Source organism: Luteimonas mephitis DSM 12574 (genome assembly GCF_000422305.1).
Classification (GTDB): Bacteria; Pseudomonadota; Gammaproteobacteria; order Xanthomonadales; family Xanthomonadaceae; genus Luteimonas; species Luteimonas mephitis.
Map to the genome: position 1 here is coordinate 295,325 of NZ_AULN01000012.1, position 20,208 is coordinate 315,532.

Annotated in this window: 16 protein-coding genes; 8 read left to right on the forward strand and 8 right to left on the reverse strand. The window is 68.6% G+C overall.

Features of this window, described 5'->3' with window-relative positions; translation table 11 throughout:
• Window positions 1-16: 16 nt before the first annotated feature.
• The 3 genes from H570_RS15870 to H570_RS0101455 all read left to right on the forward strand — a co-directional run bounded on the left by H570_RS15870 (window position 17) and on the right by H570_RS0101455 (window position 2,614).
• Window positions 17-1,420 carry an NTP/NDP exchange transporter gene (locus H570_RS15870; protein ID WP_245559507.1) on the forward strand — a complete coding sequence of 468 codons (1,404 nt, stop codon included), beginning with the start codon at window positions 17-19 and terminating at the stop codon, window positions 1,418-1,420.
• Between the two features lie 44 nt (window positions 1,421-1,464).
• Window positions 1,465-2,172: a DUF922 domain-containing protein gene (locus H570_RS0101450; protein ID WP_027079200.1), complete on the forward strand. Its 708-nt coding sequence runs from the start codon at window positions 1,465-1,467 to the stop codon at window positions 2,170-2,172.
• Window positions 2,173-2,263: 91 nt separating this feature from the next.
• Complete coding sequence (locus H570_RS0101455) at window positions 2,264-2,614, forward strand: DUF1304 domain-containing protein (protein WP_027079201.1); 351 nt, start codon at window positions 2,264-2,266, stop codon at window positions 2,612-2,614.
• 126 nt (window positions 2,615-2,740) lie between these two features.
• On the opposite strand, the gene H570_RS0101460 is transcribed toward H570_RS0101455, so the two are convergent.
• A complete protein-coding gene (locus H570_RS0101460) occupies window positions 2,741-3,208 on the reverse strand; it encodes a hotdog fold domain-containing protein (protein WP_027079202.1) in 468 nt (155 codons plus the stop codon).
• Window positions 3,209-3,344: 136 nt separating this feature from the next.
• On the reverse strand, window positions 3,345-5,822 hold the full coding sequence (locus tag H570_RS0101465) for an acyl-CoA dehydrogenase (RefSeq protein WP_027079203.1): 2,478 nt from the start codon (window positions 5,820-5,822) through the stop codon (window positions 3,345-3,347).
• A gap of 182 nt (window positions 5,823-6,004) precedes the next feature.
• On the opposite strand from H570_RS0101465, the gene H570_RS0101470 reads away from it, so the two are divergent.
• Together H570_RS0101470 and H570_RS0101475 are read left to right on the forward strand one after the other, a co-directional pair.
• Window positions 6,005-6,625 (forward strand): TetR/AcrR family transcriptional regulator, encoded by a 621-nt coding sequence (locus tag H570_RS0101470; protein WP_051176014.1) that lies wholly within the window; start codon window positions 6,005-6,007, stop codon window positions 6,623-6,625.
• A complete protein-coding gene (locus H570_RS0101475; protein WP_036134617.1) occupies window positions 6,625-8,403 on the forward strand; it encodes a phosphoenolpyruvate carboxykinase (GTP) in 1,779 nt (592 codons plus the stop codon). Before H570_RS0101470 ends, H570_RS0101475 begins: the two co-directional genes overlap by 1 nt.
• Window positions 8,404-8,705: 302 nt before the next feature.
• On the opposite strand, the gene H570_RS17970 is transcribed toward H570_RS0101475, so the two are convergent.
• The 6 genes from H570_RS17970 to H570_RS15890 form a co-directional block, all read right to left on the reverse strand.
• Complete coding sequence (locus tag H570_RS17970) at window positions 8,706-9,695, reverse strand: class I SAM-dependent methyltransferase (RefSeq protein ID WP_051175958.1); 990 nt, start codon at window positions 9,693-9,695, stop codon at window positions 8,706-8,708.
• A 144-nt stretch (window positions 9,696-9,839) separates the two neighbouring features.
• On the reverse strand, window positions 9,840-12,449 hold the full coding sequence (locus tag H570_RS0101485) for a TonB-dependent receptor (RefSeq protein ID WP_027079206.1): 2,610 nt from the start codon (window positions 12,447-12,449) through the stop codon (window positions 9,840-9,842).
• Between the two features lie 412 nt (window positions 12,450-12,861).
• Window positions 12,862-14,460 (reverse strand): tetratricopeptide repeat-containing sulfotransferase family protein, encoded by a 1,599-nt coding sequence (locus tag H570_RS17975; RefSeq protein WP_051175959.1) that lies wholly within the window; start codon window positions 14,458-14,460, stop codon window positions 12,862-12,864.
• A 102-nt stretch (window positions 14,461-14,562) separates the two neighbouring features.
• Window positions 14,563-15,414, reverse strand: coding sequence for an XOO1806 family protein (locus H570_RS0101495; RefSeq protein WP_027079207.1), 852 nt, complete (start codon window positions 15,412-15,414; stop codon window positions 14,563-14,565).
• A gap of 139 nt (window positions 15,415-15,553) precedes the next feature.
• Complete coding sequence (hslO, locus tag H570_RS15885) at window positions 15,554-16,465, reverse strand: Hsp33 family molecular chaperone HslO (RefSeq protein WP_051175960.1); 912 nt, start codon at window positions 16,463-16,465, stop codon at window positions 15,554-15,556.
• Between the two features lie 5 nt (window positions 16,466-16,470).
• Window positions 16,471-17,763 (reverse strand): aspartyl/asparaginyl beta-hydroxylase domain-containing protein, encoded by a 1,293-nt coding sequence (locus H570_RS15890; protein WP_051175961.1) that lies wholly within the window; start codon window positions 17,761-17,763, stop codon window positions 16,471-16,473.
• 84 nt (window positions 17,764-17,847) lie between these two features.
• Between H570_RS15890 and mtgA the strand changes: the two genes are divergently transcribed.
• The 3 genes from mtgA to H570_RS0101520 all read left to right on the forward strand — a co-directional run bounded on the left by mtgA (window position 17,848) and on the right by H570_RS0101520 (window position 20,188).
• Window positions 17,848-18,573, forward strand: coding sequence for a monofunctional biosynthetic peptidoglycan transglycosylase (gene mtgA / locus H570_RS0101510; RefSeq protein ID WP_027079208.1), 726 nt, complete (start codon window positions 17,848-17,850; stop codon window positions 18,571-18,573).
• A 192-nt stretch (window positions 18,574-18,765) separates the two neighbouring features.
• A complete protein-coding gene (locus H570_RS0101515; protein WP_027079209.1) occupies window positions 18,766-19,800 on the forward strand; it encodes a glycosyltransferase family 2 protein in 1,035 nt (344 codons plus the stop codon).
• Window positions 19,760-20,188, forward strand: coding sequence for a CBS domain-containing protein (locus H570_RS0101520; RefSeq protein WP_027079210.1), 429 nt, complete (start codon window positions 19,760-19,762; stop codon window positions 20,186-20,188). The genes H570_RS0101515 and H570_RS0101520 overlap by 41 nt, the downstream gene beginning before the upstream one ends.
• Window positions 20,189-20,208: the final 20 nt, after the last annotated feature.

Sequence of the window (20,208 nt, forward strand, 5' to 3'; positions counted from 1 at the left end):
CGGGGCGGATACCGAATTGAGCAGCACGACCGACCATGGCGCCACCGCGGGCCGCACCGCACGCCTGCGCTCGGCACTGGCCGAGTCGCCGCCGCTGCTGTGGTCGTTCCTGTACTTCTTCTGCCTGCTCAGCGGCTACTACGTGCTGCGGCCGGTGCGCGATGCGATGGGTGCGTCGAGCGATGTCGAAGCGGTGTTCCCGCCGGAGATGGTGGGCTTCTTCGCCGCCCATGGCATCCCGCTGCAGGAGCTGATCCTGCAAGTGCTGTCCACCTGTTCCTTCATCCTGATCCTGGTCGCGCAGCCGGTTTACGGCGCGCTGGTCAGCCGCTTCCCGCGCGGCGTGTTCCTGCCGGTGCTGTTCGGGTTCTTCATCCTGTGCCTGCTCGGCTTCCACCTGTTGTTCGACAGCCAGGTTGCCGGGCGCGGGATGGCGTTCTTCCTGTGGGTCACGGTCTTCAATGTGTTCTCGGTGGCCGTGTTCTGGAGCTTCATGGCCGACGTGTTCACCAATGCCGAGGCGCGCAAGTACTACGGTTACATCGGTGCGGCGGGCACGATAGGTGCGTTCACCGGCCCGCTCATCACCCGCGCACTGGCGGAGAAGGTGGGCCTGGCGAACCTGATGCTGGTATCGGCGTGCTTCCTCGCCGCCTGCGTGGTGTGCATCTGGAAGCTGCGCCGATGGGCGGTGTCGCGTGAGCGCGAAACCGGGCGCGACAACGAAAGTGCGATGGGCGGCGACGTGCTGGCCGGCCTGAAGCTGATCGCGAAGGAGCCGCTGCTGCGCTGGCTGGCGGCGATGGTGTTCCTGGGCGTCGGCGTCGGCCAGCTGCTCTACAACGAACAGGCCTCCATCGCCCGCGAAGGTTTCGCCACCGCCGAGGCGCGTACCGCCTACTACGCCGGTATCGACATCGCGGTGAACGTGCTGACGCTGGTCGTGCAGCTGTTGCTGACCCGCTTCCTGCTGTCGCGTTACGGCTTGCTGGCGGTGTTGATGATCCCGATGGCGTGCCTGCTGGTCGGCTTCGCGGTGCTCACCGCGTCGCCGCTGCCGATCGTGGTCGGCATCGTCCAGGTGGTCACGCGTTCCAACGAGTTTTCGCTGATGAAGCCGGGCCGCGAGACCATCTACACGCGCGTGCCGCGGGAATGGCGCTACAAGGCCGGCGCGGCCATCGACACCGCGTTCTTCCGCGGCGGCGAAATCACTTTCTCGTGGACGTACAAGGTGCTGGCGGCGTTCGGTTCGCAGATGGTGTTCGGCGTCGGCCTGCTGTTCGCCAGCGTGATGACCCTCAGCGCGTGGCGGTTGCTGAAGGAGGAAGCCAGGCTGCCGTCCGAGCGTGCGGATGTGCGCGGCGGCCCTGCCGGCGGCACCGATGCCGGCGCGCGGCCGGCCGCAGGCGCGGGCTGAGCGCGCGTGGAGATGGCGTCCATGTTGCCGATGCAAGCCCGTGGATGCGGCCGATCCGCAGCGATGGCGCGGGCGGCGATGCCGCTGCGCCCTGTGCGGTGATGCTGGAACGCTACCCGGTCGAGCAGGAATGTCCCCGCGCCCGGCGTCGCCCGCGACAGCGGGTCGTTGCGGTCGCGCTGTTGTCACTGGCCTTGTGCTGCCACCCGCTCCACGCGGGGCCGGCCGGGCGGACCGGTCCCTCGTCGGTCCGGATCAACGAAACGATCATTCGTTACACGCTGGTCGCCGGCTCGATCGACGAGCTGCGCGCGCAGCTGCAGCACGACATTCCCGCGCTGCGGGGGGCGGAGGGAACGCATGGCCGCACCCGCAGCGATATCACGATCGCCTACGAGTTCGACAGGTCATCCGCAGGGTGCCGCCTGCGCGACCTCGAGGTGCGGCTCGACATCGATGTGACGCTGCCCGAATGGAACCCCGCCCAGATGGTCCCGGCCTGGCAACTGGAGCGCTGGGAGCGGGCGCTGGCCGCGCTGGAACGGCACGAGGCGACGCATCGCGCGAACGCGCGCGCGGCGGCGGAGGAGGCGAGGGCGCGGATCCAGGCGATCGGCTTGCAGCCCGATTGCAAGCAGGTCAGGGATGCGGCCAGCCGGCAGCTGCGTCGGACCAGGCTGAAGTACGAGTTTCGTGATCGGCGTTACGATGCACAGAGCCGGAACGGGATCGCGGAAGGGGCCGAGCTCTGAGCCGCTGCCGGGGCCTCGGCATGCCGGCGGAGGCGGGGCGTTGCGAAGCGATGCCGTCCACGTTGCATCCGTATCCGTGCAGGAACTGGAAATGCCGATTGTTGCCGTTGTCCTGATCGTCCTGGTCGCGCTGCTGCACCTGTACTTCCTGGTGCTCGAGATGTTCCTGTGGACGCGTCCGGCAGGGATGAAGGTGTTCCGCAACACGCCCGAGAAGGCCGCCGTCACGCGCGTGCTGGCGGCCAACCAGGGCTTGTACAACGGCTTCCTCGCCGCCGGGCTGCTGTGGGCGGGAGCGACCTCGCGCCAGGACGTCGCGCTGTTCTTCCTCGCCTGCGTGATGGTCGCCGGGCTGTATGGCGCGGCGACGGTCAGCCGGCGCATCTTCTACGTGCAGGCCGCACCGGCACTGGCCGCGATCGCGGCACTGTGGCTTGCGTAGGTCGCGGTTGCACCCCCGACGATTCCAGGAGTCCCAGTGCACCAGCGGGCGGTTCCGCGCCAGCGAGGCGATGTTGAAGCCGGTGCTTGAAGGCCGGCGTGCCTAGACGCCGGCTGCAGTCGCGCTTCAGCGGCGCGGTGAGATCCACATCGAGATGCGGGCGCGGAATACTGCTTCGCCGGCGGGGTTCGTGACTTCCACGTCGACCGGCAGTTCGTAGCCCGCGGCGGCTTCGATCGCCGGCTGCGCAGGCGTCGCCACGGCGCGCATGGTGCCGACCGCCTTGTGCAGGTACTCGACCGCCATGCCCTTGGGAATCCAGCGCATCGACGCCGGCAGGCTGGCGTCGATCATCAATCCGCCGGTCAGTTCGGCCAGGTTGCACAGCGCGATCGCATGCACGGTGCCGATGTGATTGGTGACCGCGCGGCGGTGGCGCAGGCTGGCCACGCAGCGGCCAGGTTCAAGCAGTTCGATGCGCGGACGGATGCTGGCGAAGTAGGGCGCCTTGAAGCACACCGCGCGCGAGAACAGCCAGTGGCCCGCGGGCCAGCGGGTGATGCGGCGATAGAGGGCGAGGACGGAGGTGGACATGGCGATGACCTTCAAGTGCCGCAGGGGCGGCTTCAGCCGCGAGCTTCTGCTCCTCCCCCGTGAAGGCAGGGGGCAGCAACAACGCTCGCGGCCGGAACCGCTCCCGCAAGGCAGGGGGCAAGTACCCGACGGCGCGTCAGGCCGCCTCGAGCGGCACGCGCTTGTGCTGCGGCAGGTCGTAGTACGACGCGGCGCGCAGTTCATGCGTGTCGAAGTCGTCGACCGTGATCGCGTCGAGCGTCAACGCGCGCAGTTCCTCGAGCTGGGCGCGCTCGTCGGCCGTGATCCAGCCCTCGCGCACGCCCTCGTCGAGCTGCGAGGCGAAGTCCAGCGCCTCGATGTCGCTGTTCTTCAGCGCCTTGAGGAACTTGCGCTCCACCGGTTCGGCGAGGATCGCCCTGGCCAGGTAGCTGTCGATGCGGCCGGCCGGGTTGTTCTCGCACGGCGTGGTGAACACGCCGTTGGCGAGCCGGTCGCGCGCCTCGTTCGGCGCCATCAGCAGGGCTGCGGTGCGGTGTCCGAGGCGGTCGCTCGGCGCCTGCGCGCGGCGGCCCCACGGGAACACCAGCGCCCACAGCAGCCAGCCCACCGGGCGGATCGGGTAGTTGCGCAGCGCCGTCGACAGCGCCAGCTCGATCTTGTGCACCGAGTCGTGGAACGCCCACGCCAGCAGCGGCTGGTCGCCGGCCGGCCGGCCCTCGTCCTGGTAGCGCTTGAGCATCGCGCTGGTCAGGTACAGATGACTGAGCACGTCGCCCAGGCGCCCGGACAGCGACTCCTTGAACTTCAGCTTGCCGCCGAGCAGCAGCATCGAGGCGTCGGCGATCAGCGCCAGGTTGGCCGAGTAGCGGTCGAGCTTGCGGAAGTAGCGGCGGGTGTAGTCGTCGCCAGGCGCCTTGCCGACCTTGGCGCCGGTCAGGCCGAACCAGAACGAGCGCACCGCGTTGGAGATCGCGAAGCCGATGTGGCCGAACAGGTTGCGGTCGAACTCCTCCAGCCCCGCTCGCTCGTCCGGGTTCTGCGCCGCCTTCATTTCCTTGAGCACCCACGGATGGCACAGGATCGCGCCCTGGCCGAAGATCAGCAGACTGCGGGTCATGATGTTGGCGCCTTCGACGGTGACCGCGATCGGCGCCGCCTGCCAGCTGCGGCCGGCGAAGTTGCGCGGGCCGAGGATGATGCCCTTGCCGCCGAGCACGTCCATGACGTCGCTCGAGACTTCGCGCGCCATCGTCGTGCAGTGGTACTTGGCGATCGCCGACGGAACCGCCGGGGTCTCGCCGCGATCCACCGCCATCGCGGTGGCCTGCGACAGCGCGCTGATCGCGTAGGCCTTGCCGGCGATGCGCGCGAGCGCCTCCTCGACGCCCTCGAAGCGGCCGATCGACAGGCCGAACTGCTTGCGGATGCGCGCGTACGCACCGGTCGCGATCGCACCCATCTTGGCGCCGCCGCTGGCCGTGGAGGGCAGGGTGATCGAGCGGCCGATCGACAGCTGTTCGTTCAACATCTGCCAGCCCTTGCCGGCGTAATCCTCGCCGCCGAGCAGCTGGCTCAGCGGGATGAACACCTCGCGGCCGTGGATCGGGCCATTCTGGAAGGGCGAGTTGAGCGGAAAGTGGCGGCGGCCGATGTCCACGCCCTCGGTGTCGCGCGGCACCAGGGCGATGGTGATGCCGATGTCGTTGGTGTCGCCGATCAGGCCGTCGGGGTCGTACAGCCGGAAGGCAAGGCCGATGATCGTCGCCACCGGTGCCAGGGTGATGTAGCGCTTGTCGAACGTGAGCTTGATGCCGAGCACGTTGGCGCCGTTCCACTCGCCCTGGCAGACGATGCCGTAGTCGGGGATGGAGGTCGCGTCGGAGCCTGCGAACGGGCCGGTCAGGCCGAAGCAGGGCACCTCGACGCCCGCGGCCAGGCGCGGCAGGTAGTAGTCCTTCTGTTCCTGGGTGCCGTAGTGCACCAGCAGCTCGCCCGGGCCGAGCGAGTTGGGCACGCCGACGGTGGAGCTGACCACGCTCGACATCGAGGCGATCTTCTGGATCACCTTGTGGTGCGCCAGCGCGGAGAAGCCCAGGCCGCCGTACTCCTTCGGGATGATCATCCCGAAGAACTTGTGCTGCTTGATGAAATCCCACATCGCCGGAGGCAGATCGGCATGGACGTGGGTGATCTCCCAGTCGTTGATCTGCTTGCACAGCTCCTCGACCGGGCCGTCGAGGAAGGCCTGCTCTTCGTCCGTGAGCCTCGGTGCCGGCTGCGACAGCAGCTGGTTCCAATCGGGGGCGCCCGAGAACAGCTCGCCCTCGAAGCCGACCGAGCCGGACTCCAGCGCGATGCGCTCGGTCTGCGACAGCGGCGGCAGGATCCTGCGGTAGAACTTCAGCAGCGGCGCGGTGACCAGCGGCTTGCGGATGCCGGGGATCAACAGCGGCACCGCGATCAGGGCCACCAGTACGGCGGCGACGATCACGGCGGCGTGGTTGGCGCCCAGCAGCCAGCAGGCGACCAGCAGGGTCGCGGTGATGGCGGCCCAGTAGGCGAGCCGCAGCCGGTGATAGGCGGCGACCGCCCCGGCGAGGAGGAAAGCGACGAAGGGAAGCAAGATGCTCATCTCTCGGACTCCGGTGAGCTGCCTGAACAGGGAGGGTAGCCCGCACGATGTTGCCATCGCGCGATTCGACCACCATACGCACAAGTATGGAATTCTGCAAACAGTAGCCGATACGCCGCGCACCGCTGGCAAATGCGGAACGATACTGTTCCGGTCGGTGGCGTATGGATACACTGGCAGCCATGACGTCCATCGCATCGGCACCGGCACCCGACAAACCGGAACGCAAGGCGCGCCTGAGTGCCGAGGACTGGGCCCAGGCCGCGCTCGACCTGATCGCCGAACAGGGCGTGGCAGCGGTGGCGGTCGAACCGCTGGCGCGCCGGCTGGGCGTGACCAAGGGCAGCTTCTACTGGCACTTCCCTTCGCGCGACGCGCTCCTGCAGGCCGCGCTGGAGCGCTGGGAGAGCTTCGAGCAGGAGGCCGTGTTCGGCACCCTCGAGGCCATCCCCGATCCGCGCGAGCGCCTGCGCGACCTGTTCCAGCTGGTCGCGCACGAGGCCAAGTCGCACGTGATCTACAGCGCGCTGCTCAAAGCGCTCGACCACCCGGCGGTGCAGCCGGTGATGGAGCGCGTGTCGCAGCGTCGGCTCGAATACCTCACCGCCTCGTTCCGCCAGGCCGGCCTCGGCCGCAGCGACGCCCAGCACCGTGCCCGGCTGGCGTACGCGGCCTACGTGGGCTTCCTGCAGCTGCAGCTTCAGCTGCAGAAGTCCCGGCCGCCGCGCGACGAGTTCGAGGCCTACGTCGAGCACATGATGGCAACGCTGATTCCACCCCTTCCAAGGCATGAGAGCAATTGATGAACGCGAATCCCCTTCCTTCCTCGCCCCCCAGTTCCCTGGAGGCCCTGAATGAGTGGGTCGCGGAGGTTGCAGCGCTGACCCGGCCCGACCGGATCCACTGGTGCGATGGCAGCGATGCCGAATTCAACGCGCTGACCGCGCAGATGCAGGCCGACGGCACCCTGCTGCCGCTCAACGACAAGACCCACCCGGGCAGCTGGCTGCACCGCTCCGACCCGGACGACGTCGCGCGCGTCGAGCACCTGACCTTCGTCTGCCACGAGAAGGAAGAAGACGCCGGCCCGAACAACCACTGGATGGCGCCGGCCGAGGCGCACGCGAAGATCGATGCGCTGTTCGACGGCTGCATGCGCGGGCGCACGATGTACGTGATCCCGTACTGCATGGGACCGATCGATTCGCCGCTGTCGCGCTGCGGCGTGGAGATCACCGACTCGCCGTACGTCGTCGCCAACATGCGCCTGATGACGCGCATGGGCGCGCCCGCGCTGGCGCGGATCGAGCGCGAAGGAAGCTTCGTGCGCGGCCTGCACTCGACCGGCGAACTCGACCCGAACCGCCGCTACATCATGCATTTCCCCGACGAGCTGAGCATCAAGTCCTACGGCTCCGGCTACGGCGGCAACGCGCTGCTGGGCAAGAAGTGCCACGCCCTGCGCATCGCCTCGCACCAGGCGCGCAACGAGGGCTGGCTCGCCGAGCACATGCTGATCGTCGGCATCGAGAACCCGCAGGGCGAGACGCACTACATCGCCGCGGCGTTCCCGAGCGCCTGCGGCAAGACCAACCTGTCGATGCTGATCCCGCCCGATTCCTATCGCGAGAAGGGCTGGAAGGTATGGACGGTGGGCGACGACATCTGCTGGATGCGCCCCGGCGAGGATGGCCGGCTGTACGCGATCAATCCCGAGGCCGGCTACTTCGGCGTGGCGCCGGGCACCTCGGACAAGTCCAACCCGAACGCGCTGGCCTCGATCCAGCACGACACCATCTTCACCAACGTCGCGGTCACCGACGACAACCAGCCGTGGTGGGAAGGCCTCGACGACCGCGTGCCGGCCAAGGACTGGCAGGGCCGCGATTACGTCGCCGGCAGCGGCAAGGCCGCGCATCCCAACTCGCGCTTCACCGTGAGCGCGAAGCAGTGCCCGTCGTACTCGCCGCAGGCCGAGGCCGCGCAGGGCGTGCCGATCTCGGCGATCGTCTTCGGCGGCCGCCGCGCGTCGCTGGTGCCGCTGGTGTTCGAGGCGCGCGACTGGACCCACGGCGTGCTCGTGGGCGCGTCGATGGGCTCGGAGACCACCGCCGCGGCCACTGGCCAGGTCGGCGTGATGCGCCGCGACCCGATGGCGATGAAGCCGTTCTGCGGCTACAACTTCGGCGACTACTTCGGCCACTGGCTGTCGTTCGACAAGCCGGGCGCGAAGCTGCCGAAGGTGTTCCACGTCAACTGGTTCCGCAAGGGCGACGGCGGCGACTTCCTGTGGCCGGGCTTCGGCGACAACCTGCGCGTGCTCGAATGGATGATCGCGCGGGTGAAGGGCGAGGCGGGCGCGGTCGATACCCCGATCGGTGCGCTGCCGAGGCCGGAAGACCTCGACCTGGCCGGGGTGGCGCTTTCCGGCGAAGCGATCGAGAAGCTGTTCGGCTTCCAGCGCGATGGCTGGCGCAGCGAGTTCGACGGCATCGGCGCCTACCTCGCCGAGTACGGCGAGCGCATGCCGCAGGCGCTGCACGCCGAGCAACAGCGCATCGCGGCCGGTTTGCGGGATTGAGTCCACGGGATGGGTTGAGCGCAGCGGCTTGCAACGGCGCAGCCGGTCAACCCATCCCGCGGCGCTGACGTCGGCGGCAGCCGGGCAAACCTTGCAGGAGCGGCTTCAACCGCGAGCTTCTCGCATCGGTCCAAAAGCTCGCAGCTGAAGCCGCTCCTGCAGGTCGCATGCGGTGCATGGCGCGCGCGGGGTCGTTGTCGGATGTCCAGCTTCGCGCAGGAGCGCCCCATGCGCGCGATGGCCTGCCCGCAAGAGCAAACGCGCCCATGGGGCGCTCCTACGCAATGCAGCGCAGGCCGGGGCTATGCTTCCGCCGCGCTTGCGACCAGCGTCCAGCCCATCAACATGCCGTTGTCGTGGCTGATCGGCGCGTAGCGGATCGCCACCAACCCGCTGTCGGCGAGGCGCCGGGCGAACGATGCCACCGTCGCTTCATCCATCGCGCATTCGCACAGCTCCGCGTAGCGCAGCCTGGCGTCTTGCAGAGACTCGCGGTACTCGTGGCAGCGCGACAGGATGTCTGCGGCGGATTCGCCCTGCAGCGCGTTCAGCGCCTGCGCCGAGAACGCGCGGGCTTCTTCGAGCAGGTCGGGGAACGGGCTCGCCGCTGCGGCCGTCGCCAATGCCTGCATCGCGCGATTGAAATCCTCGCGGGCGCGGTTGGCTGAAGGGTCGGCACGCAGCCGCTCGCGGCCTTCGGCGGAAGCGGCCTGTGCGACCCGGGGAATGATGGCTTCCAGGCAGTCGAGGAAACCGCCTTCCTGCAGCAGCCAGTCTGCAAGGCGCAGTTCTTCGCGCGCCACTTCGGCCAGCCGTGAATCGTGGTGGTGAAGCAGCAGCGCAACGCGCCCGCCCGGCTTGAGCACCCGCGCAAGCTCCGGCACCGTGCGCGCGGCGTCGCAGTACTCGATGCCGTATTGGCTGGTGGCAAGGTCGAACGATCGGTCCGGGAACGGCAGTGCTTCGGCCGACACGCCGGAGTGGAAGTGCAGCGAGTCCCGGCACGCCCCGGGCTGCGACGCGATCCAATCGGGAGAGATTTCGGCGAGGTCGATCGCGTCGACGTGCGGCGTGGCGCCCGTGCAGGCCTGGCAGACCAGCTGCGGCAGCGCGCCGTTGCCGGTGCCGATGTCGAGAACACGCTGGTCGCTTGCCAGCGTTTGGAACTGGCGCAGCCAGAACGCGCGGATCGTGCCGGCGTAGTTGCCGTCGAAGTCGTCGGGCAGCGAGTGCAGCGCGCCGTGCCGCCAGTAGCGGGACCATGCCGCCTGGCGACCGTGGAGGTTGGACATGGGCGGAAGTATAGCGGCCGCAGGTCGGGCCTATACGCCCCACGCTCGGCGCATGAAGCGTCGGGGCGTAGCCCCGGCCTGCGGGAGCGGACAAAAAAAGAGGGGCCCGAAGGCCCCTCCAATCATTGCAATGTTGCGAACAGATCAGAAACGCTGTTCGTAACGGGCGTACGGCGTGCGGCCGTAGGCGTCGTACAGGTAGAAGTTGAACGGACGACCGTCGTAGCCGATCAGCTCGGGCATCTTGTCGGTCACGTTGTTGACGCCGATCGTGAACTTCGCGTTCCACGGCAGTTCCACGCTGGCCTGGAGGTCATGCGTGAGGTAGCTGTCGGTGGAGCTCGAGCCGCTGCCGTTGGAGCCGATGTAGCGCGCGATGTAGCCCACGCCCCAGTCGCCACGGCTCCACTGGTTGTTCAACGTCACGCGGGTGGACGGGAAGCCCTGCGTCCCGACCTGGTCTTCACCGCCATCGATCGTGTACTTGTTCTGCCAGCTGGCCTGCAGCACGTTGCTCAGCTTGCCGGCACCGCCGAGGTCGAAGTTGGTGCGGACCGCCAGGTCCACGCCGTCGGTCTTGACCTCGCCCTGGTTGAAGTAGCAGTTGTGGATCTCGACCACCGCGTTGTCGAAGCCCGGATCGCGGGTCAGCGAGCACGGCGCGCCCGGCATCGGGCTGGTATCGTCGCCGTTGTCGATGTTGACCAGCTTCTGCGAGCTGTAATACGCGATGCGGTCCTCGATCTTGATGTTCCAGTAGTCGACCGTCAGGTTCAGCCAGTCGGTCGCATCCCAGACCACGCCGAACGAGTACTGGGTCGACTTCTCCGCGCCCAGGCCCTCGGCCTTCTCGCGGTAGGAGTCAACCTGGACGCCGCCGGCCAGGTCACACGCGTCGGTGCTGCTGTAGCCCTGGAAGGCGCAGGTGGCCGGATCGACGATCGAGTCGGCCGAGAACGCTGTTTCCTGGGTGATGATGTCCAGGGTCGGGGCGACGAAGCCGCGGCCCACCGAACCACGCAGGGTCAGGCTGTCGATCGGGTGCCAGCGCAGCGCGACCTTCGGGGCGAAGTTGTTGCCGTAGTCCGAGTACTTCTCGTAGCGGCCGGCGATGTCGGCCTCGAGGGTGGAGGTGAACGGCAGCAGCATTTCCGCATAGACCGAGCTCACCTCGCGACCGCCGCCCGAGGAGGCGCCGGAGCTGCCGAGGATCACGCCCGCCGAGGACAGCGAGTCGTAGATGTCGGCGTAGTCTTCCTTGCGGAACTCGCCACCGACGACCAGGCCGGCGCTGCCGCCGCCCATTTCGAACAGGTCGTTGAAGGTGACGTTGCCGAAGGCTTCCTTGGTGGTGAAGGTGCTGTTGCGGGTGATCGTGGCCTTGATGGAGTTCAGCACGTCGACCGGCGTGGCGCCCGGATCGAAGATGTTGTAGCTGCCGTCGTTGATCGCCTGCGCGGCCAGCGAGCCGACGATGTAGTTCTTGCCGAACTCGTCGTAGCGGTAGGTGTTGTAGCGAACGCCGGCATCGATGTCGATGGTGTCGTTGACCGTGCCGCGGAAGCCGAGCATGACGTCGTAGACGTTGGCGTTGGTCTCGTTGTCGCGGTTGCCCGCGGCGGCGAAGCGGTGGTACAGGTACATGGTGGAACCGGCCGGACCGAGGTTCTGCACGGTGTTCGGGGCGACCTTCACGATGCCCGGGGTCGGCGCGTAGCGGCCGAAGCTCTTGGCGTTGGTGACGTTGGTGCTGAAGTAGGTCGACCAGTCGTCATTGATCTGCACTTCGCCGTTCAGGAAGAACGCCTTGTTGCCGTAGCTGGCTTCGTCCGCCGCAACGGCGTTGAAGTCGTACACGCAGCGGCCGTTGGTCGGGCTGATGTAGAAGTTGTCGTTGGTGCAGCCGCCCGGGACCGCGTCGTAGACGTCGATGCGCTTGCCGGTGGCGGGGTTGATCGTGACGTAGTTGTGGTTGACGCGGTTGCCGTTGGCGTCGATCGACACGTAGTTGTTGCCGTACGTGCTGGCACCGAGCTCGCCGCCCCACGGACGGCTGTTGGTGTAGATCATCGCGCGACGGTTGTGCGAGAAGCCACCGACGATGTGGCCGCGGTCGCCGCTGACGCCGAACAGGATCGAGGCTTCATCGGTCGGGCCCCACTTCGGGCTCGAATGGCCGACGGTGACCTGCGCGCCGTTGTAGTCCTTGCGCAGGATCAGGTTGATCACGCCGCCGACCGCGTCGGCACCGTAGATCGCCGAGGCGCCGTCGGTGAGCACTTCGATGCGCTCCACGGCCGCCAGCGGGATGGCGTTGAGGTCGGTACCGGCGCCGGCGGCGAACGGTGCCTTCGGCGCGCGGTGGCCGTCGATCAGGACCAGGGTGCGCTGGCCGCCGAGGCCGCGCAGGTCGGCGAACGCGCCGGCCTGGGCCGAGCTACCCGACTGCGGGCGGAACTGGCCGACCGAGTTGAAGTTGGTGGTACGCAGGTAGTCGGCGACGGACACTTCGCCGCTGGCGTCGATCGTGGCGCGGTCGATCACGGTGACCGGCATGGCGCCTTCGATCTCGGCGCGCTTCAGGCGCGAGCCGGTGACTTCGATGCGGTCGAGGGTGGTGGTGTCGGCAGCAGCAGTGGTCTCGCTCTGGTCCTGATCCTGCGCGAACGCAACACCGGTGCCGGCGATACCGGTGACGCCCGCAACGAGCGCGAAGGTGATCGCGTCGCGGAGCTTGGTGGTCTTGAACGTCATCTCTCTCTCCAAACGTAGAGTGCTCGGGAAAACCCATGGGAACCTCCCCGGTGACGTCAAAAAAGACACCAAAGCCGGCAAGGCTGTCGCCGATAGTATCCCCGCCCGCCGGAAAATTAAAGTGTCGTTAACAAACAGGAAAATTGGCGTGCAGGCAGGGGGTCGCGTTCAGTACGCGACCGTATGCGAGGGATCGTGGGCGGATCCATCTTCTTGCCAATCAAGAAGATGGGGAAACCTGGCGCGGCGGTCGTCACCGGGGAGGGCCGTGCCCGTCCGATCGCGCCCGGCCGACTGCCATTTCGAACGTAATGGGGAATCCTGCGCCATCGATCCGGCCCGTTCCGGGATGGCGGCCGCAACAACGGATTGCGGCTATCCGGGCCTTCCCTGGCCGGAATCGACGCCCGATTCAGCCGGGGCGATCCGCGGCCGCGCCGGGAAACGAGTCCGGGTCGAAGCCGGGCAGGCTGTTGGCGTAGTGGCGCCAGCGCCCCGCGGAGCGTCCGTGGATCGGTTCGCGCACCTGCCAGCGGCTCGGCGTCTGCACGGCGCGGTTGCTGCGGTGGAACTGGAGGCAGCCGCTTTCCCATGGCAGGCCGAGGAAGGCGACCAGGGCCCGGGCCTGGGATTCCGGAGATTCGACCAGCGCCTCGTACTGCAGCTCGTGGATGGGCAGCGGCAGCGCGGATTGCCAGTGGCGCATCAGCCGCGTCTGCAGGGCGATGGAATGCGCGATGGCTTCGAGGTCGGTGGCGAACCGTGCATCGAGCGCGAAGTTCTCGCTGTAGATGGACAGCGCGATGTCGCGCGGATCGCGGCGGCACCAGATGACGCGGGCGCGGGGGAACAGCATCGCGGCCAGGCCGAGGTTGAAGTAGTTCAGCGGCGATTTGTCGACCAGGCGCAGCGCGGTATCGGGCGCCTGCCTCGATGCGGCTTCGAGGTAGCGCGCGGCTCGCTCCTCGAGGAATGAACGCCCTGTTCCGGCCGCATTACCCGGCCAGTCGTTGCCCAGCGTCTTGACCAGCAGCGGCAGGTCCGGCAGTTCTCCGCAGCCGTGGGCCTGCGAGTGCATCGCGATGATCTGCTCGGTGAGCGTAGTGCCGCTGCGCGGCATCCCGACCACGAACACCGGCCGTTCGTCCAGGCTGCCGACGGCGGCGCCCGGGCGCGTGAAGAAGCGGGCGTCGAACGTGTCGATCAGGTGCCGGGTTGCCGCTTCAGCATGGGCTTGGTCGTACTGGCCGTTCGTTCGCCGCCGCGCGGCGTTTGCATCGTGCCAGCTGGCCATGGCGGCTGCGTGCATGCCGCGGCTGTCGTGGATCTTGCCCAGCGCGTAGCCAAGCAATGCGCGGTCGCGGTCGGGAAGATCATGGCGGGCCTGGAAAGCCATCGCCTGCTCCACCAGTTCGGCGGGCGGGGCCTTGCGCTGCAGGGCCAGCAGCCCGCCCAGCGGCGTGGCCCAGCCCGGCCGGAAACGCAGCGCCTGGCGGTAGGCATGGAGCGCCTCGTCCCGGTCGCCACCGTCCTCGTGCGCCTGGGCGAGGGCCATCCAGATGTCCGCCGATTCCGGGAGCAATGCCAGTGCGTCCAGGTAGTTGGCGATCTCGTCACCGAGCAGGCCCAGGCGGTTGAGCGTCTCGCCCAGCTTGAGCCTGGCGTCGACATCGCCCGGCCGCGCCGCAACCACCGCCTGCCACAGGGGCAGGGCATCGCCGGGCGTGCCGGCGTAGAACTCCGCGTCGGCCAGTGCGCGCGTTGCGTCGACCTGCCCGGGCTGCAGCCGATGCGCCTGGCGCAGGGCGGGCAGGGCTTCGAGCCGGCGTTCGTCACGCATATGCGTGATGCCGAGCAGGAACCAGGCGTCAAACTGGCCCGGGTCGAGCCGCGTTGCGTGCTCGAAACTGCGGCGCGCACCGTCGAAATCGCCCCGCGAGGCCTGCTCGCGACCAAGTGCCAGGGCGCTTGCCGCCTCGCGGGCGGGGGTTGGGGAATGCGGTGTCGTCATCCGGGCAAGGTTAGCGGCCCGCAATGGCGATGCCTATCGGATGGCTTCGGGGAACCGCGGGGGCTGCGGGGTGCCGCGTTGCCGGCAACAGGCCGGCGCGGATCAGAGATCCTGCTCGTAGCGAACGTAGGGGATGGCGCCCTCGTCCTGCTTGGCATCGGAGCTCGGCGAGAACGGGTTCTTGCCCCGGGTCACCAGGTTGTCGGCGCCGATCGTGAGCTGCCCGCTCCAGGGCGTGCGCCAGGTCAGGCCGATGCCGAGGCCCTCCCACTGCTGCTGGCCGGGGGTGCTGACGACCTGCCCGATGATGCTCGCGCCGAATGCGCCGTAGGCACCGCCGATCGACAGGGTCTTGCTGTCCCAGTTGTCGGCAAGGCCGGCGGGGATGTCGCCGCTGGGGATCAGCTGCGCCTTGGCCATGGTGCCAGCGATCGATACCGTGCCTTCGCGGCCGATGTTCTTCTGGGCGAAGACCGTGAGGTCGTTGATGTTGATGTCGCCCGCGCGGCCGGCATTGGGCGTAAGCCACGCCGGCAGCCTTGCCTTGCCCTTGCCGGCGGTGATGCCGACGCTGCCGCCGGGCCTGCTCAGCGCGGCCGTGGCGCTGGCGTGGTGGCTGCCATCGTCGCCATCGTCGCTGATCGAGCCGAGCTTGCAGTTGTTGACCAGGCTGGAAAGCGCGCTGCCGATGCCGCTCTTGCCACTGCACAGCAGGGCCAGCGAATCGCCGGCATCGAGGCCGAACGCCGCGTCGAGTTCGTTCTTGCCGCCGAAGCGCCAGCGTGCGCCGGTCTGCGGATTGTCGGTCGGCTCCAGCAGCAGATAGGCGCCGACCTTGTTGCCGTTGCCCGAATCACTGTAGATGACCGGAAGCACCGCGGTATTGGCCGAAGTGCTGGTCGAGCCCGCCTTCGACTGCGCGAACGCGCCCGGTGCCGCGCCGAGGGCGAGCACGAGGACGATCGACAGTTGGACGAGGCGCAGTCGCATGAGCTTGGAATCGACCCCTTTTGCTGATCGAAGTTCCCGCAGTGGCGGGGCTCTTGACTCTATCCGGTTTATGTTTCTTTAACAATCCCCCGAGCCTTTCCGTTTACTGAAGTGCACCGGGTGCCCCGATTTCCGGGCCGGTGCGGCTGAACAGGGCGTCGACCTCGTCGCCCGTGAACTCGTAGGCCTGGCCGCAGAACTCGCAGCGGACGTGGGCGCTCCCGCCGATGACCGCCGCCCGGGCCTCGTCGGGACCCAGCGACTCCAGCATCGCCGCCACCCGTTCGCGCGAGCAGGAGCAGGCAAAGCGCAGCGGCTTGTCACCGAGCAGGCGGACCCCGTCTTCATGGAACAAACGCGCCAGCAGGGTCTGCACCGGCCACTGCAGCAACTCGCCGGGCTTGAGGGTGTCGAACAGCGCGCTGGCACGGTTCCAGCCGTCCTCGTCGCCTTCGTCGCCGGGCAGCTTCTGCAGCATCAGGCCCGCGGCCTGCTGTTCGTCGGCCGCGAGCAGCAGCCGGGTGGGGAGCTGCTCGGACTGCCGGAAGTACTGTTCGAACGCGGCGGCCAGGGAGTCGGCCTCCAGCGCCACGATGCCCTGGTAGCGCATCGGCTCGCGCCCGGCCGCGCTGCGGCTTTCGATGGTGATCGCCAGCATCGCGCCGGCGCCCAGTTCGCGCAGGTCGCGTGAAACCGGGGAAACGTCGCCCTCGGCCAGTTGGGCGATGCCGCGCAGGGTTCCCGCCGCCGTGCACTCGGCGAACAGGGTGCGCAGCCGCCCCTGCCCGCGCAGCTGCACCGACAGGCGGCCGTCGATCTTGGCGTGGCCGGTGAACAAGGCCGCGGCCGCGGTGGCCTCGCCCAGCAGTTCGGCCACCGCCAGCGGGTAGTCGTCGCGGCTGCGGATCTGCGTCCAGCTGTCGCCCAGGTGCACGTGCACGCCGCGAACGCCGGCGCGGTCGAGCAGGAAACGGGTCAGGTGGTCGCCGTCGTCGGCGCTGGCGTTCACGGTCATGGGGCTCACAGTTCGCCGAGGTCGGCGTCGCTGCCGTAGTAGGACAGCATGCCCTGCACGGTCTGCGACACCAGTTCGCGTTCGAGTTCGGTCAGCATCGGGTGCCAGACGTCGAAGATCAGCACCACCCGCAGCCGGTCGCTGTAGTTCCAGGCTTCGTGGCGGATGGTGTCGTCGAACATCAGCAGCTTGCCCGGCTCCCAGGCACGGGTTTCGTCGCCCACGCGCAGCGCGCAGTCGGGCGGGATGATCAGCGGCATGTGCACGGTCAGGCGGGTGTTGGTCGCGCCGTTGTGCGGCGGGATGTGGGTGCCCGGCTTGAGCGCCGAATAGAACGCCACCGGTGCCCGGCCCGGCACCGTGTTCTGCGGCGCGCGCGCGAGTGCCGCTTCGGTGCGCGGGCACAGGTCCGCATGCGCGTCGATCCGCATGCCGTCCTTCCACAGGAAATAGGCGCCCCAGTCGAGGTTGTGGTCGAGCGCGGCGAACTGCGCAGGCGGTTCGCCCGGCGTGGTCTTCACGTAGGGCTCGAAGGCCTGCTGGCTGGCGAGTACGCCCTGGAGTTCTTCCAGCATCGCCGGGAAGGCCGCTTCCACCTCCGCGACCCACGGGTAATCCTCGCGTTCGAAGAAGGGAATCGCCGGCAGGCGCGGGAACGGCAGCATCAGCGGGCGCGCGGTCACGAACGGGCGGCGACCGGAGACGATGTCCAGGCAGTGTTCGAAGCGCTGCAGTTCGCGCCGCTCGCTGTTGCCCATCAGTGGCTGCACGCGCTCGCGCAGGTGTGCGTACAGCTGTGCCTGGTTCTCGCTGATCGCCGTGCGGGCCTGTTCGATCCACGGTTGCATGTGCGGCGCGCGCGATACCGGCTCGGGCATGTAGGCCAGCGCGTTGCTCCACGACATCGCGGCCTCGCGCACGCGTCCGGCAGCCTGCAGCAGGCGTGCCCGCTCCATGTGCGCGCCCCAGGCCAGCGGGTCGGCGCGGATGGCCAGTTCGATCTGTTCGAGCGCCGCGCCCGCGTTGCCCTGCGCCGAGTGCAGGCGGGACAGGTTGGCGTGCGCGATCGCGAGCGCGGGATCGGATGCGATCGCGTTCTCGAACAGCTGCTTCGCCGCGGCGATGTCGCCGCGCGCCATCGCGTGCGCGCCAAGATGGTTCGATGCCAGTGCGTGCCCGGGCTGCAGCGCCAGGACCTGCTGCCAGCACGACAGCGCTGCATCGGACTGGCCGCGCTGGGCCAGCTGTTCGGCCTGCGCGACGAGTTCGGCGATGCGTGCTTGTGCGGGCGCTTCCAAGGGCAAAACCGTGCGGTCGAGGAGGCTTCAAGGTTACCATTGGGCGGGTTGGCCCAGGCTGCTGCCGGGGCAGGGGACACCTGCATGACCGCCGGATCACGACGTCGTCGCTGGCTGCGCTGGCTGTGGAAACTGCCGCTGCTGCTGCTCGCGCTGAGCGTGCTGCAAGTGCTGGCGCTGCGCTTCGTCGATCCGCCGTTCACCGCGTTCATGGCGGCGCGCCAACTGCAGGCCTGGGGCGACGGCAACTGGGGCTTCCGCATCACCTACGACTGGCGCGACCTGGACCAGATCGCCGCCAGCCTGCCGGTATCGCTGGTGGCCGCCGAAGACCAGAACTTCGCCCGCCACGACGGTTTCGACTTCGCGGCGATCGAGAAGGCGCGCGCGAGCAATGCACGCGGGCGCAAGGTGCGCGGCGCCAGCACGATCAGCCAGCAGCTGGCCAAGAACCTGTTCCTGTGGAGCGGGCGGAGCCGGGCGTCGCGCTGGGTGCGCAAGGGCGTCGAGGCCTGGTACACGCTGCTGATCGAAGCGCTTTGGCCGAAGTCGCGCATCCTCGAGGTGTACGCCAACGTCGCCGAGTTCGGCGACGGGATCTACGGTGCGCAGGCCGCCGCCCGCAGCTTCTGGCGCAAGGACGCCGCGCGGCTGTCGCCGGCGCAGAGCGCCACGCTGGCCGCGGTGCTGCCCAACCCGAAGCGCTACAGCGCGGCGCGGCCGGGGCCGTACGTGCAGCGGCGCGCGCGCTGGATCGAACGCAACGTGCACCGGATCGGCGGCACTGCGTACCTCGACACACTGGACTGACGAAGCGGGCCGGGATCGCCCCGGCGCCGCCGCGGATGCGCCCGGGTCGAAGCGCGCGCCGGCGGTCGCGTTCCCGCTGTCGCTTGCTGCATGTCCGCCCGCCTGGGCGGCGGGGGCGCAGCCCAGGCATGCGGTTCCGCGTGTCCTTTGCGGGCGGGTCATGGCGGGGATCGGGTCGGCTACCATGCCGCCATGACCAGCCGTGCCGCCGACCGCGACCCGCTCACCATCGTCGTCGCCGCCTTCAACGAGGCCGAGGCGTTGCCGTCGCTGCACCCGCGCATCGCGGCAGTGCTGGACGGGCTGCAGGGCGACGTGGACGGTCGCGTGCTGTACGTCGACGACGGCAGCCGTGACGGCACCTGGGACGTGATGCGCGGGATCGCCAACGGCGACGCGCGGGTGTCGCTGCTGCGGCTGTCGCGCAACTTCGGCAAGGAGGCCGCGCTGACCGCCGGCCTGGACCGGGTCGAGCAGGGCGCGGCCATGATCCTCGACGCCGACGGCCAGGATCCGCCGGAACTGATTCCGCAGTTCGTGGCCAAGTGGCGCGAGGGCTACGACGACGTGCACGGCACGCGCGTCGGCCGCGAGGGCGAGACCTGGCTGAAGAAGACCACGGCGCACGCCTTCTACCGGGTGATGCAGCGACTGTCGAAGACGCCGATCCCCGCCGACACCGGCGACTTCCGGCTGCTGTCCCCGCGGGCGCTGGCGGCGCTGCGGCAGCTGCGCGAGCGGCACCGGTTCATGAAGGGGCTGTTCGGCTGGGTCGGGTTCGAACGCGTTTCGATCGCCTACCACCGCGAGCCGCGGCTGGCCGGGAAGAGCAAGTTCAGCCTCTGGCGGCTGTGGAATTTCGCGCTGGAGGGCATCACCAGCTTTTCCACCGTGCCGCTGCGGCTGGCTACCTACCTTGGCGTGCTGACCGCGCTGCTGGCGTTCGTCTATGCGCTGTGGGTCGTGGCCAAGGCGCTGCTGTGGGGCGACGACGTGGCCGGCTATCCGAGCATGATGGCGGTGATCCTGTTCCTCGGCGGCGTGCAGCTGGTCGCGCTGGGGATGATCGGCGAGTACCTCGGCCGCCTGTACGAGGAATCCAAGCAGCGGCCGCTGTACCTGGTCGATAGCTGGCGCCCGGGGTTGGAGGTATCCTCGGGCCGTGTCCATGGCGAGGGAGAGTCCCATGCGTACCGTACGACACCTGCTGGAAGGCAAGGCGCCTGAGGTCTTCGCGATCGGTCCGGACGTGCCGGTGATCGAGGCGATCCGGCTGATGGCGGCAAAAGGCATCGGCGCGGTGCTGGTGATGCAGGGGGGCCACCTGGCCGGCATCCTTTCCGAGCGTGACTACGCGCGCAAGGTGGTCCTGCAGGGCCGCTCGTCTTCCGACACCCCGGTGCGCGACATCATGACCGCGCAGGTCATCAGCGTCGGCCTGGACGACACCGCCGAACGCTGCATGCAGATCGTCACCGAACGCCGCATCCGCCACCTGCCGGTACTCGACCATGACGCGGTGCTCGGCGTGGTCTCGATCGGCGACCTGGTCAAGGCCGTGATCGAGGACCAGCGGCACGAGCTGGACCAGTTGCAGCGCTACATCGCTTCTTAGCCGGCAGGCGATGCCCGCGA

Bases quoted from the DNA above. Each gene is read 5' to 3' on its own strand.
- H570_RS0101450 (WP_027079200.1), top strand. From the start codon at position 1,465: ATGCGGCCGATCCGCAGCGATGGCGCGGGCGGCGATGCCGCTGCGCCC.
- H570_RS0101455 (WP_027079201.1), top strand. From the start codon at position 2,264: ATGCCGATTGTTGCCGTTGTCCTGATCGTCCTGGTCGCGCTGCTGCAC.
- H570_RS0101460 (WP_027079202.1), bottom strand. From the start codon at position 3,208: ATGTCCACCTCCGTCCTCGCCCTCTATCGCCGCATCACCCGCTGGCCC.
- H570_RS0101465 (WP_027079203.1), bottom strand. From the start codon at position 5,822: ATGAGCATCTTGCTTCCCTTCGTCGCTTTCCTCCTCGCCGGGGCGGTC.
- H570_RS0101470 (WP_051176014.1), top strand. From the start codon at position 6,005: ATGACGTCCATCGCATCGGCACCGGCACCCGACAAACCGGAACGCAAG.
- H570_RS0101475 (WP_036134617.1), top strand. From the start codon at position 6,625: ATGAACGCGAATCCCCTTCCTTCCTCGCCCCCCAGTTCCCTGGAGGCC.
- H570_RS17970 (WP_051175958.1), bottom strand. From the start codon at position 9,695: ATGTCCAACCTCCACGGTCGCCAGGCGGCATGGTCCCGCTACTGGCGG.
- H570_RS0101485 (WP_027079206.1), bottom strand. From the start codon at position 12,449: ATGACGTTCAAGACCACCAAGCTCCGCGACGCGATCACCTTCGCGCTC.
- H570_RS17975 (WP_051175959.1), bottom strand. From the start codon at position 14,460: ATGACGACACCGCATTCCCCAACCCCCGCCCGCGAGGCGGCAAGCGCC.
- hslO (WP_051175960.1), bottom strand. From the start codon at position 16,465: ATGACCGTGAACGCCAGCGCCGACGACGGCGACCACCTGACCCGTTTC.
- mtgA (WP_027079208.1), top strand. From the start codon at position 17,848: ATGACCGCCGGATCACGACGTCGTCGCTGGCTGCGCTGGCTGTGGAAA.
- H570_RS0101515 (WP_027079209.1), top strand. From the start codon at position 18,766: ATGACCAGCCGTGCCGCCGACCGCGACCCGCTCACCATCGTCGTCGCC.
- H570_RS0101520 (WP_027079210.1), top strand. From the start codon at position 19,760: ATGCGTACCGTACGACACCTGCTGGAAGGCAAGGCGCCTGAGGTCTTC.